General features: G+C 42.0%; 8 protein-coding genes. 3 read left to right on the forward strand and 5 right to left on the reverse strand.

Annotated features, from left to right (window positions below; genetic code table 11):
* Nucleotides 1–271: 271 nt before the first annotated feature.
* The 4 genes from V202x_RS09900 to V202x_RS09915 form a co-directional block, all read right to left on the reverse strand.
* Nucleotides 272–2482, reverse strand: a complete 2211-nt coding sequence (locus V202x_RS09900; RefSeq protein ID WP_145173739.1) for a hypothetical protein — start codon at nt 2480–2482, stop codon at nt 272–274.
* 807 nt (nt 2483–3289) lie between these two features.
* A complete protein-coding gene (locus tag V202x_RS09905) occupies nt 3290–4738 on the reverse strand; it encodes a sigma-54-dependent transcriptional regulator (protein WP_145173742.1) in 1449 nt (482 codons plus the stop codon).
* A gap of 3 nt (nt 4739–4741) precedes the next feature.
* Nucleotides 4742–6277: a sensor histidine kinase gene (locus tag V202x_RS09910; protein ID WP_145173745.1), complete on the reverse strand. Its 1536-nt coding sequence runs from the start codon at nt 6275–6277 to the stop codon at nt 4742–4744.
* A gap of 216 nt (nt 6278–6493) precedes the next feature.
* Complete coding sequence (locus V202x_RS09915; RefSeq protein WP_145173748.1) at nt 6494–8788, reverse strand: bifunctional SulP family inorganic anion transporter/carbonic anhydrase; 2295 nt, start codon at nt 8786–8788, stop codon at nt 6494–6496.
* Between the two features lie 1302 nt (nt 8789–10090).
* Between V202x_RS09915 and V202x_RS09920 the strand changes: the two genes are divergently transcribed.
* From V202x_RS09920 to V202x_RS09930, 3 genes are all read left to right on the forward strand, one after another.
* Nucleotides 10091–10585 (forward strand): hypothetical protein, encoded by a 495-nt coding sequence (locus V202x_RS09920; RefSeq protein ID WP_145173751.1) that lies wholly within the window; start codon nt 10091–10093, stop codon nt 10583–10585.
* A 403-nt stretch (nt 10586–10988) separates the two neighbouring features.
* Entirely contained in the window at nt 10989–11909 is a 921-nt protein-coding gene (locus tag V202x_RS09925; protein WP_145173754.1) for a hypothetical protein, read from the forward strand.
* A 516-nt stretch (nt 11910–12425) separates the two neighbouring features.
* A complete protein-coding gene (locus V202x_RS09930) occupies nt 12426–12968 on the forward strand; it encodes a hypothetical protein (protein ID WP_145173758.1) in 543 nt (180 codons plus the stop codon).
* A gap of 3 nt (nt 12969–12971) precedes the next feature.
* Here V202x_RS09930 and V202x_RS09935 read toward each other — a convergent pair whose 3' ends face one another.
* Complete coding sequence (locus V202x_RS09935; RefSeq protein ID WP_145173761.1) at nt 12972–13961, reverse strand: hypothetical protein; 990 nt, start codon at nt 13959–13961, stop codon at nt 12972–12974.
* Nucleotides 13962–14661 lie beyond the last annotated feature (700 nt).

The raw sequence follows: 14661 nt of genomic DNA on the forward strand, positions 1-14661 counted from the left end.
CCTGAGGTAGAATCGTTCTACACGCTTGTTTATCGACTAGTGCCAAATTTTCACCCATTAGTTGTTCCGATTTTTCCGGTAATAATGATTATCCCGTTGATTTGAGGTCCGGTTATTTAAAATGGGAATTATGGGAAGATTTTAGGCCGGTTTGTACATATATGTGAACATGCTGAAAAAGAAAAGCTATTTCCTCAATCTGAATCGACTGAATAGATGGCCTTATTTTCATACAAAATGTACTGAATTAGCTTATCTTGTTTCAAGAATATTAATAAGGGCGTGTCCCAAATACAGCACTACCACGCCGGCGAATTTCGGTGATATCATCTCGCCGATTCACAAAAATGGCTGAGTACCCGGTTACTGTAAAAGCATGTGGTTTTGTACTAGTAATCGAAGTGAGATTAAACCGATTCCTCTCTGAGGGAGTAATCGTTTGTTTGGGCAAGGTGATTGGAAACCAACCTTCACCATCCAGCTTTACCATTAACTGCAGGTTGATCTCGGCACGCATCGTGGTCTGGGCTTCAAAATTGAGTTTGAATCTTCCATCTTTGGCAATTGCCAAATGCATTTGATCCAAAACGACTCCTTCCGTTTCAATTGTATTTCCTGACGGATGAAAACGAGAAATCGGAAATGAAGCAGGGTGGGGAAACGCAAACTCTTTGATGGAGATTTTACTCTCTGAATCACTTGTTGGATTCTGAGACGGCTTACTTGTTGTATTTTGACTTGCTGCTACTGTAGCAGCACTACCTGCTTTTGCAGCAGACGGCGTAGACGTAGTTTGTATCGTAGATAAAAATTCCATACATTCCGAATCAGGTTTAGGTAAGGTTACTCCTGTATCACGAATTGAGAAGGAGTGGAGTTTGCCCTTCCATAGTCGGTCATTTTGCCCATAGGGTTGTCCCAGTTCGTTACCTAGAATCAAATGACAGTCTTTTGACCATATTATGGATTTAGGAGCGTACTTCGCTTTCGGGACTGGAACTTCTTTATGGTTGACCCAAAAGCGTAGTTTTTGACCCTCATAACTGATGACAACATTATATATTTCATCTTTTTTTAACGCGTCATAAAAGTGAATTCCTTGGTTTCCATTATGTGTAACGCTCATTCCGTTATTATTCTGGGGGTGATTATTAGCAGCCCTGAAACGAAACACCAGATGGGTGTCAAATTGCCCCAGCGTAAAATTACGCTCACCAGTGCTCTTAGACAATGAAATAATTCTTCTTAGTTGAGTTGTAGCTTTTGCTGGATCCATCGCCTGAAATGTGATATCCAGTGTAAATTCTTGTGACTTATTAAAGTCCTCTACAATTTTATCGCTGATTTTTTTTGGAAAAACTTTCATTCCCACATCAATAATGGGAGATTTAGGTGTGATCAGCTTGTGCGATGCTGCTACCGTTTCTTTATTTGGCCAAACAAAAGTGGGAGCTTTATCCCAACCTGAGTTTTGAAACTGAAGACACTTTTTTATTTTTTTTAGTTCAGCTTCAACCGAGGTAAATTCAGTCGAGGAAGTAGGAGCAGATCCTGTGTTGTTCAAAAAATCAAATTTGTTATCTAGCTTTCTTTGTGAGTTTTCTGAAGTGGTTGTTGTGTTATTTGTGAACTCGTCTCGATTAAAATCGACCGTTCTATGTAGCAATACTGTTGTGCGAGAGACAGCTTCGATTGGGCTGGAATAACCACTTATTTTTTTATTACGCGACAAGTAAGCGGTAATAGTTGATTTACCGGGGGGAAGTACTTTGCCAAATCGATGAACTGAATTGAGGTCCAATTCTTTTGCAATGACTTTTTGACCTGCTGGCTGGCCATTCACAAAGAGTTTGATCTGATCCCTGACAACCACATTTTTAAATTTTAAACTTAAAATTCCGTCCTCTTTAGCAAGACGTTCATCAATCGAGCATAGAATCGGTGGCTCTGGTGAGGATGCAGAGACTTTGAGCCACATTAAACTGTTTTCACCATTCAACTCTTTAATTTGAATAGAGTATACGCCAGAATTTAACCTGGGGATTACAACGGAAGAGAGGTCGTTCAATTTGTAACTCGTCTTGGGGAGATCATATTGTTTAGGCTTAAAAGCAGAAGCTCTACTTTTTATGTTCTCACTTTTGAGGACTAAGTTATCAAGATATTTCTCAAGCTGCAGTGTTATTGCCACTCGTTTTATTGGTCGTTTTAGGGATATATAAGAGATTTTTAACGGTTGATTTGTTGACTCTATAATGGAACCTGATGAATGGAGGGGCACCCATTGTCCGCCGGTGAGCGTTTCGAATTTCAAGCGATTTTTGATTTGAGATCTTACTGTATCTTCTTCTGCAATGTTTTTTTCTACTGCTCTTAACTTCCTGTGCTTCTTAGCATGTACATAATTTGGTAACATACTAAACAGCAGCAGTAGACTGGCTAGACCAGTGATCAATGGCTTTAAAAAACGTTGGTGTTTCATTGGCTCACTCTCCCAAAGAAGGTGTAAATTATCACTATTCAAGATAGGACTTGTCCACGTTTAAATCGTTTGTGCACATGTGTATTTACTCTAACCAGATTTTTGCGCAAAAATCAACATGGAATTATTAAAAATAGGATGTATGGGGAATTTAAACTGAAAGAGATATTAAACCAATTCTAAAGAGGAAACTCGTAATTCAAGGTGTGCAGTATCCACGCGGCTACCATTTTCGTAAGCCACTAATGTGAACAAAAAACATATCTAAACTGGGTGAAGTACAAAAATTGTGACAGTTTGGTCCAATTAGTTCAGCGTTAGCTAATGTTTATGCTCTCTTACACCAGATTGTTACAGTCATTGCTAAAGAGATTGTGCGCGTTTTATCTTTTATCACGCACGATAACAATTCTTTCGAAAGTGACAAAGCAAATGAGCAACTCGGGAGAAGTCAGCGTAATTTTGACGCTGTAATATAATTGGTGAAAGTAAGGTCATCCTCCCCAGTTCTGAAGACCGTAGTTGCGGTAACCTAGCTTTGCTTTTGCTTGCAAAACGCATGTTAGTGGGGCGGGAATTCTCGAACAGGTTAGTTGTTGAATCTGGCCCAGATCGCACTTCTGCTTTCTTGAGCGAGTATCTCAAACGACAAGGTGAGATACTCTGGGGTCACGATTTCAGTTCAGTCAAATCGTTGACAACCAAAGGCATCCGTAACTTGTATGTAATAGTGTTTCTGTGCTTGAAAACACGGGAAGCAACCGTCACTCAATCTACCGAACATCCCAATTCAGATTGAGTTTTGTTTTACTCTTCTTCAGTGCGTATTCGCTTTTCAATACTAATTCCCAAATCTTCGATCCTACTACGTAATGTGCTTCGTGCAATACCCAGGATCTGTGCCGCTTGAACCTGGCTACCATCAACGTAATTTAGAACACTCGGGAGTAGTATACGATCGATTCCGGCATGTACTTTTCGGTGCAGATCCTCTTCACCGGATGATAGAAGTTCTTCAACATGCTGATGGATCTCTGAAAGAGACTTAGAAGTCAATTCACTATTTGCCTTCTCAGCCTCATTTACCAGGTTATTCAAGCAGCTTGAGGGGAGACTTTCTCGTGTGATTAATTCTCCCACAGTTTGTATGAGACAATGTTTAATGACACTTTGAAGTTCTCGCACATTTCCAGGCCAATCATGTTGAATCAGCGCTGCTAAAGCATCATCACTTATCCCGCGAACGGAGTTCACAACGTGATTACCTGCCGTTTTAATAAAATGTTCGACCAGAGCAGGTATATCTTCAATCCGTTTCCTGAGCGGAGGTAATTCGATTGAGAACACATTTAATCGATAGTAGAGATCCTGGCGAAACTCGCCTGATTCAACCATCTCATCAAGATCACGATTGGTCGCAGAGATGATTCGCACATCAGCTCGTATTGTTTCATTGCTACCAACACGCTCAAAGCTTCCATCTTGAAGCAACCGTAAGACTTTAGCTTGTGTGGAGGGAGACATGTCTCCGATTTCATCTAGAAACAGCGTCCCACCATCGACTTGCTCATACTTTCCTATACGTTGCCGATCCGCACCAGTGTATGCGCCGCGTTCATGGCCAAATAGTTCGCTTTCTAATAATGAATCTGGAATCGATGCACAATTGATAGCCATAAAAGGCCCATCTTTGCGCTGGCTATGGTGATAGATTGCCTTGGCTACCATTTCTTTTCCTGTTCCACTTTCTCCTTGAATGAGCACAGCGACATCTTGGGGAGCTGCGCGTCCAATTGCTTTATACACTTTTTGCATCGCTGGTGAGCGACCGATGATGGTATCTGTAGTTGAATCATAATCAACTTCGCCAAAGGTGGTTGGAAAATGGCTCATGCGACTGATTTTGATGGCACGATTAATAATATCCTGTAGCTGATCGAATTGAACTGGCTTGAGTAAATATTCATACGCTCCGCGTTTTGTAGCTTCAATAGCAGTCTCAGTTGTAGAGTGTGCTGTGAATATGATTACTGGTAACTTGGTATCAATTCCTCGAATTTCATTAAAAACATCGAGCCCCGACATATCAGGCAGACGAACATCCAAAATGACGGCATCTGGCTGGAATTCTTTAACTAAATCAATTCCAGCACAACCTGTTTCTGCAGTGATGATTTCAAGCTCTTCACTCTGTAAAGTCTTCTGCAACGAGTAAAGTAGATTTGGTTCATCATCAATAATGAGTAGCCTTGCCACGATTCATTTTCCATTCGTAATCAATTTATCAAGTTCGGGTCGATCCTCTCCTACGGAGATTCTATCATTAGTCATTATAGGTAAACGAACAGTTATAATTGCCCCTTTCTCGAGTCCATTAGCAATAGTCAGCTCTCCCTGGTGTGCTTCAACAATTCGTTTACAAGTAACGAGCCCCATTCCGAGTCCCTCATTCTTGGTACTAAAAAACGGCTCAAACGCGCGATTGAGTGCTTCCGGTCCTAAACCGTTTCCTTCATCTCGTATGATGAGCAGACAGTATCGTTCATCATGAGGATCGATTGATAAATCCAATTCGATAGTACCTTGCGTGAAGGTAGCATCAATTGAATTGAGTAACAGATTGAGAATCAGTTGCCGTAATTGTTTGTCATCGGCCAGAACGTTAACAGGAGCATTCGTAGTGATTACTTTGATCTCAATGCCGACCTGAGTCGCTTTTGCCAGCAGAAAGTCGGCTGTTTGTTCTGCAAGTTTACGGAGGTCAATTCTTGAAAATTCCATTTTTGCAGGACGCGCAAAGTTTAGAAACTCTTGTAGGAGTCGATCGAGTCTCTGCATTTCATCGTTGAGTACGTGCAGGTCACTCTCATCCAATGTTCGAGTTTGATCAGTTAATGCCGATTGCACGAGTACCGTCATACACATCAAAGGATTTCTCAGTTCGTGCGCCAAGCCAGCTGACAGCTGACCCAAGGCTGCTAATTGATCAGCACGAATCACTTCACTCTGCCGGTCTTGCAATTGCTGAATTACTGATGCAACTTCATCAGATACAGTATTAAGTGCATTTTCAAGATCTTCGATCTCCGGATTGGCGGACATAGTCACTGGTCCAACAACTTCGTTCAATTGGCCTGCAACATCCTTCAATGGCAAACTGAGTTTTACAATGGATCGACTGATAGTACTTGCCACGCCATAGCCGGTAACCAGCCCGGCAATGGCACCACATGTTCCTAATAGAAGTAGTGCCAGGACTAGACGATCAGCAAACTCTTGATTTTCACGATTGCTTGCTTCCAACTTTTGCTCATTAATATTGAGATAATTTGTTGCAGAAGGCAAGATATTCTTTGACAACTCTTCTTCAACAAGAAATTCGACCTCTTTTCTAAGCTCTTGTGAATCAGATGATTGAGAGAGTTGGTTCAATTTCGCGAATAGTCGCATCAGACCCTCTCTGATTGCTGCAAGTGATTCCTGTTCTTCAGACGAATTTGCCAACTCACTAGCTTTGCTAAGCCATTCGTTGATTTTAGGTTTTATTTCCTTAGCGTGACCTATTCTGTGGTATTTACCCTCGATCAGAAATTGATTTAATTCAAAACGGACCTGCAATAAATACAAATTCAGTTCTTCTGCCGCACGAATGCTGGCAACATTCTGGTTCAAGACTTTAGAAGTTTGTCGCTGTAATCTCTGTACGTACCATGCTCCCGACACACCAACAATCAGCAGTAGCAAACTGATGCAAATAATAGGAGCTGCGATTCGGATAGTTGTCCTGAATTTCAACCGATTTTCCTAAAATAAATGTAGGCAGAATATCTCAATACGAATGCTCAAATCTGATCCTTCAAAATAAATATGTCAGGAGTTCATTCTATTTTGGTGACTGGAATCTTACCAGTATCAGTTCTTATCCCTCTGAGACTAAGTGCTGAGATATTATATTATGAATGTCGAATGATATGAAAGTTCGATAATCCTTAAAGCAATAGTGTATCTGGGCTATCTCTGAAATCTTGACTTGGAATTATTACGTGGAGAGCCATTGATACGGCGGTGTTCTTCTAAAAAATTGATACAGCCTGTAGTCGTATCATACATTGCACCGACGATCGCTAGTTTTCCTGAATGGACTCGTTCTCTGATTGCCTTACTTGATTGCAGTACAGATTCTACGGATAGCAGCACATTTTGGTGACTGACCGCATCAACGAATTCGTATCGATCTCTGTCTGATGAGATTTGGGAAGCATGACAATAACCTGGGTTGAGCGACTGTGCGATTTTGTCAACAACTTGTTTGAGATGTGCACAGTCACAATTGTTGTTCGCTGGACTATTTGAACAGATACTATCAATTGTCGCACTAATCGCTCCGCACCGTGTGTGTCCCATTATGACAAGCAACGGAGCACCCTCAATAACACAACCATATTCAAGGCTTGCCAGAACCTCGGGAGTTATTGCGTTTCCTGAAATTCGAACACTGAATGCATCGCCCAAATCGAGGTCAAAAATTAACTCAACCGAGGCACGAGGATCAATACAGCTGAGTACCACAGCTAATGGAGGGTGGGTATTGATTGTGGTATTAAGCTGCTGTTTCAGATCACGTCTGAGTATTGAGCCTGTACGAAACCTCTCATTCCCTTCACGAAGTAGACTCAAAACCTTCTGCGGTGTGAGTTGTTCTTGTAGGTCTCGTGCCGAGTAATCGACATACTGTATTTCATTCTTCAATTGATAATTCAGTTGATATTTCTCGCTAAACCCACGAAGACTTAAGTTGATACCACGAGCAGGAGCCGTGGTACTTTCGAATTCACGTAACATGCTGAGAACATCTGGATCAATGTAGAAAGTGTTACGGCCGTCGATCAGAGCAAAACTACCTCTTGGGATTTCCTGTAATGCCTGCTTGATCACAGCACGATTAAGAAAACAGATTTGGTTGGCAAGTTCAATTTTCATAACTTTGCCACCGATGTGCTTTTCCCAAATGCGAGAGAGTGGGCGTTTCATATTGTTATACAAAATGAAAATGGTGCTGATAACGATGCCAATTAAGAGACCTACCACGACATCTATAAAAACAATGGCTATTACCGTAATGATATAAGGCGCGAACTGATACGGTCCCTCACGGTATGTTTTTTTTATCAAGGTTGGACTGGCAAGTTTAAAGCCGGCAATCAGCAGAATCCCTGCTATGCAGGAAAGTGGAATCAGATTCAATATTTGGGGCACCAGCAAGAAACAGCTGAATAACAGAAAACCATTTAATATTGTTGAAAGCTTTGTTTGCCCACTTGCATTGATATTAACTGAACTGCGAACAATAGTAGAAGCAACTGGAAGTCCTCCAAACATGCCGGCAACGATATTGCCGATTCCCTGCGCAAAGAGTTCACGATTAGGAGGCGATTGTCTCTGCTGTGGATCAATTCGGTCTGCTGCTTCCAGGCTGAACAGCGTTTCCAATGAACTGACCATGGCAATCAATAAAGCTGCCGTATAGATTTGCGGGTTAGACCATAGCGAGAAATCCGGAAATACGAGAAATTGCTGGAATCCTTGGAGGCCGTTCGCTACCGGAACCTGAACCAGATGCGATGTTTGTATGGACCAGTCGCCTCCAAGGCGTTCAAAAAACTGACTCAGCGCGGTTCCTAGAATAACTACGATCAATGGTGCTGGGATGGATGAACGTTTCAAAAAAGATATTTGCTCCCATAAAATTAAAAGCATGATTGAGAGCAATCCAATCATTGCTGCACCCAGATGCCATTGTCCCTCAAACAGCATGAGCAACTCTGAAAATAGTTTTTGACTGTCAGTCTGCACAAAAGATACTTTGCCTTCTGGATTAGTATCATGCCCAAGAAGATGTGGAAGTTGATTCAGTATGAGAATCACACCGATTGCCGTCAAAAACGCTTTTACCACAATCGTGGGGATAAACATTGCAATAAATCCTGCCCGGCAAAGGCCAATAGCTACCTGAACCAGACCGGCAATAATGACCACCAGCAAAAAGGCTTCAAACGAGCCAAAATGAGCGATCTGTGCCGCCACGATAACGGTTAAGCCAAATGCTGGCCCAGTTACACTTGAGTGTGAATGACTAAGCACCCCCACTACGATACCACCCACAATTCCCGAAATGATTCCTGAAACGAGAGGGGCATTCGAGGCCAGCGCGATTCCTAAGCAAAGGGGTAAGGTTACCAGAAACAGAACCAGACTAGCTTTTACATCATGGCCTACTGTTTCTCGCTTCAGCTTTTGCCGATTCATGATTTAATTCATCTTTTAGTCAAGCAACATTGAAAGAATGAAGGGTTAATCCGAACTGAGAAGCGCTCGCCAAGCCACGTTGTCTGACTGTATATTTCAGTAAAACAGTATCGAGGCCTGTCTAGAACTCGCCAGGATGGCTGATTTTCGACAACCTTATCGCAAAGATTTCGAACATTTCTCTAAGTCTTCCTCTAGAAGTGGATAACTAGCAAACTCCATGCCCTGGAATTTCAATTACGATCATGTTTCCAAAGATGTTGTCAAACACTATGAGTTAGCTAGCGATGATTGATCTTCTATGCATGTTTTCACAACCTGATTCTCTGATCATATTTGCTGAGAAACGTAAAATTCGTTAGCAGATGCTTTCGTATTGCTGGGAGCTGACTTATCACTTGGAACCATCGCACAAACACTGCGGCAAAAAGCAATTTCGAAGATATTGCAGTGGGAACACTTATTGGCTCTATTCTGCAAGATTGAGAAGTCTATTTGTTGGCGATTATTTCGCAGTTTGGCTGAATATTAAACAGTGAATAGGTTGGAATCAGAAAACAAAGGGATCCTGATTAAAAAATCTCAAGAAAGCCAAAACATAACTTACCTCAAAAATGACGCTTAAGTTCTCAATGTATTGAGCGATTCACGGGAACATGGAATTCGGCACACGCTTTGCATTTGCAAGCATGAGAGTCATCTAATCAAAACGCGTCATGTTCGGAGTCACTAGTATGATTGCCCCAGAGTCTAATGGAAATACCGTCAATCAACAGATTGTCTTACGAAGTTCTCAGCGAACATGTGATTTGTCTGGAATCGCAAAATTCTCAATGCAGAGCAAGGAAAGACAATTTGATATGCCAGATCAACTTCAGATAACTGGCATAGACACGAAGGCAGATCGCCTCATTCATAACTTGTTGATGATGCTCATCGGAGCTTGTCTTACTTCCTCAGTTTTTGTTTGGTCGCAGTTACTGTGAAATCAACAGAACACCATTATTTGATTGTGTTACATAAATTATCGTCTGCATAATAACCATGCCAGTTCTCGTCTATCAAAATTGTGAAAGTAGTGTGCTGGCTGAGATTCAAATGGTTTTCACGATCATCTAGGTTAGTAGGGACTATTGTGCCTGGGAAAACAGATCGGAACTCTTCCTAGCTCTTCCCCATTTCGACTAAAGGAAACAAGTGAAGTGGAATCCCATTCTGGATCCCACGTACAGATCATTTTTTTGTATGGGATCCAAAAAGAAATTTTAAAATCGTTTGTTCGACTCAGAAGGACACGAGAACATGAGCATCAACGGATCTAATATCACAATCAACGCCGCTTTTCTTCAGGAAATTAAGGATAATAATTTACGACTCGTTGAATTATTGAAAACTCTTTGGAAACTCTGCTCAGTCGAAGACAAAAGAAACCTTGAGCCTGCGCGGTTTAGCGAATTGATTAACAAATTACGAGACATACTAGAAATGCATTTCACGCTTGAGGACACACTGGGATATTTTGACGACCCTTTACAAATCATTCCTGTGCTCTGTAAGGAAGCAAAGCGTTTGAATGAACAACACGTAGAACTGTATTTAGAAATCAACGCGATTGCAGATCAGGCTGAAGAGAGTATGCATTTACAAGTCAATGGAATTATTTATACAAAACTCATCAAGCGATTTCGAAAATTTCATGAAGCGCTGCTAAAGCATGAATCAGAAGAATATGATTTGATTATGATTGCCTATTATGAAGATGCCGGATTCAATGCGGACTCTCTATTTATTTCTTAGGAGCCAATCTATTTGAGTTTCACCAATCGTTTACTGTGAAACCAGGCAGGCTATCGAACTCAATCCTTTTTGCAGGAAGGAAGTAGCTCGACCAAAGTATTGTTAGACAATCCTATACCGCAGAATACTCACTAGCAGCTTCTTAAATTCACTTTATTCGCAGAGGAGGAAATAATGCGAACCTAAATTTGAATTCATCGCTTCGCAAATTGAATGTAGTAGTGAGTTATCCCCGATTGCAACCTACAAAGTTTAATAAATTGACTTACTGACTGATGTGAGATCTAACACTTCTATTAATCAATCTATGGAATCACAAAACTTTCGGAGAAATCTGTAGCTTTGTAACCAATGGAAGCTGCTTCTTCAGACGCTAATTACGAAAAGGAAACTGGAAATCTATATGATAAACGAACGATTTATCAGACTCGCATGGCTAGTAAGTTGTGGTATCTTTCTAGCCGGAATCATGGACAGCAAACCAGTCTGTGGGTCCGATCTGAATTTGAATGATTTTAGACCGACTAACCCGGACTACCTTGCGGATACAGTTCCGCTCTTGAAAGATTCACTAGCTTTAGGAGGATACGCAGCACCTGAAGTACATGAACATGATATAGCTCATGTAGAGGTTCCGGAGCCACTACTGTTTGATTTAGTCCGGCCATTAGGGGCTCGTAAAGGCGAAGTGGAGATCAATACACTTTCTATCTTTCCATGGGCACAATCAAATACCCAGCCAGAAAATGACGACCCTTTTGGCCCCGGTCCAACAACACTTGACAAAAAAGGGATTGAGTGGGCACCGGAATTGGAATATGCCATCGTTGATAATTTTGCAATCGAGTTTGAATTTCCTTTCGAAAATTCATCACTGGAGGAATATAAGCTGGGTCTTCAGTGGACAATAGGAACTGCTTTTGACAATCACTATATCCATGGTATTCAGATGCTCGTTGAGCCAACGGTGGCCTGGGAGCAATGGAATACCACATTATTGTACCTGGGTGGTATTCGATTCAATGAAACCTGGAGTGCACTCTTTATGATCGGAGGCCGCATGGATCTAGAGGGAGCTCAAAACTCACAAACATTTGAACGAATTCTGAATATCTCACTTTTTGCAGACGTGGCCCCAAATACAAAACTGGGTGTGGAAACTAACGGCACCTCAAAACTCAATGGAGAGTCTAGCTTCATCGTTGTACCCCAGATACATTATGACTTGACTGAATCGTTGCAAGTTCAATCCGGGCTTGGCTTGGGAACATTTTCCGGAGGTTATGAGCAGTCATTCATAATACGAGCCATCGCCAGCTGGTGATATATTTTGTTTGTGTTACTTGGCCCGCATGGTCAATTCATTGAGTTGACTTGTAATTAGAATCATCAAAACAAATTACAATCGATCATTGATTGACAGCTTTAGCTAATATTGAAAGCCACAGCTAATTCTGTTCTGCATATAAAATGATAAATACAGCGCTGGTGTTACCCCGGTTCCGAAGACCGTAGTAGCTTTAACCATGCTTTGCTTTTGCTCGGATAGCGTGTATTAGTGGGGGGGGGGGGGATAAGTAGGGGGAATTCACAAGCGGACTGACTAAAGGTTCGAGGGTTTGAATGGTTCCCAAAAATCTGACCAGGCAATCTATGGTATTTGAACAGGTCATCTAGAAGTGGTTTCAAATCTCACATTGATTTTTTGTTTTCTTTCAGCTGCCCAGCAGGGTAAAACAAATGTGTATCGGCTTCCACAATTATCGCATACTGACAATATACCCATGAGCCGAATTTTCCACCAACTACTGTCTTTATTGCCTTAGCTACCCATAATGAATTGGCTAAATATGTCGAATACCTCAAACATGAGAATGCGATTCTGCGTTCAAGACTCCCGAAGCAAATCCATACAACTTATGAAGAACGCCAAACTCTGTTGAAATATGGAAAGATTCTTGGTCGAGCCATCGAGGAACTGATTTCGATAGTCAGTCCAGCGACCTTTACCCGATGGGCTAGTGACGAGAAGAATGGCAGGTCCAAGCCCAAAAATCCTAAAGGTGGTAAACGGAAACCTCAGCAGATTCGTGAGTTAGTCATCAAAATCGCCATTGAAACTGGTTTCGGTTACACCCGCTTTATTGGAGAGCTTCGGAAATTGGGTATCAAAAAGATTAGCCGACAGACTGCACAGAATATATTGAAGGAAGAACGTATTGAACCTGGTCCAGATCGCACCTCCGATTCGTGGAATGAATTTCTCAAGAGGCACGGTGAAACACTTTGGGGTTGTGATTTCTTTTCCGTGAAATCAGTAACGACTAAGGGAGTCTGTGATGGTCTTTCTCTGTTTGCAAACACGAGAAGCGCGAGTGTCTAATTTTTATCGAGGAATGGTAATTTTATTCACCGTATAAGTTATAACTTTGCCGTCGGCATCCCGTTTACGGGAATCCCAGACACGGGCTCCCTGGGGAAACTTTACCTGAAACTCTTCTGCTGGAATGCTTGCTTTGGCATGTAGGATATCGAAAAAATATTTGTAGCTGTTTCGCAGTAAATCTTCATTTCCGTAAAAAGATTTCAGATCGCAAGTCGTGGGGACCTGCCCCCAGTCTTTATCAATTTTGTATTGAATTTGACTCGAGACCAATAACTTATCTGCATTATGATACTCATATTTCAGCACCGTACAATCGTGTGATTTGGGAGCGACCCAGAGACGAGCTGTACCCTCTGTATCTGTTCGTTCCAAAACGGTACAGTCGAGATCCAAAATGGGTTCCGTTTCGCTTCGGACTGTAAAACCCTCCAGGGTTTCTCCCAAGTCGCGATCTCCTGCCAGGAGTGCCCAGCGGAGTGGAAGTTGTGATAGGGCAGAAAACACATCACTCGTCTCAGTTTTTTTGAATATATGGATCCAGGGTGTTCCTTGTGACTGCTGCAGTCTGGTCACTGTCAGCCCATTGCTGAAGCAGTTATTATCAAATGAGATGGTCTCTTTCAGGCGGTCAGAAGGAAAACGTCCCCAGTGGCGGTAATGAATCCTGGGGGAATCAAGCAGTATTGAGTACCTGGCATGATTGATCACCAGTTCTTTTTTGAGACTCTCCATATCTGCTTTAGTCAGAGGAGAATAGGTGCTGGGGGGATTGATGGGTTCTTCTTCTTCAGGATAAAAGAGCAGCTTACTGGTCGCTATTTCTAGAGACAGCTCGACCCGCATTGCCTGCAGACGTTCGCGGCGCTGTTGCCAGGTTTGGTTGATCTCTTTAATTGTAAGAGGCTGTGTTTCTGCAGCTTCAGTAGTGGAACTAGCAGCTATACTGAAAACGAGTTGGGTCAGAATGAGGAGCGAAAGACAGCGATTCATGCCGGGACCTTTCTGTTCGAGTGACAAAGTCCATTTCGTCGAGCGAGCCCAATATAGAACATTTCCAGCTGAAAGACCAGAGCGGATTAAACGCCCGAGGAGACGGCTACACCCACTAGCTATGATGTGGTCTCCTGCAAGTATAGGATGAAGCGATTCAGCAGTAAGTTCAAATTGTGATTATAGTTTCGGCCTGATTTTGGTGAGAATGTTTGACAAGACACACTCATGTTCATCGAAGAATGCTGTTATCTGGGATTTCCCATTTGGGTTGAGCCTGGAACTGATCCAGGTTCGCAATCCTTGCCGTATAACAACGCGCCCCTCCGTGTCTAACTACTAGCGAATTTTCTTTCATTTTTTGCCGCTGTGGAGGTTCGAGTCCTCTCTTGGGCATTTTGATATCAAACGACTCAAAGCAAAATGCTCTGAGTCGTTTTTCGTTTATAGAGATCAGACGGAGGGGTTAATTCAGGACACAAGTATAAGTGGAGCGATGGCCAGTATGAGTGATCGTTAATAAACGACTCTGTTCTGACATATCCAAAAAGCAACTATTTTATTCACTAGAACTAATTGACAAATGAAACGCCGGCCGCTGATACCTTCTTTACTTTCCTCATTTTCACCTATTCCAGAGTTATACCTCCACGCACGTTACCAGAATGCAACCTATTTTTAATATAGATTAAATCTATTA

The organism is Gimesia aquarii (assembly GCF_007748175.1).
GTDB lineage: Bacteria > Planctomycetota > Planctomycetia > Planctomycetales > Planctomycetaceae > Gimesia > Gimesia aquarii_A.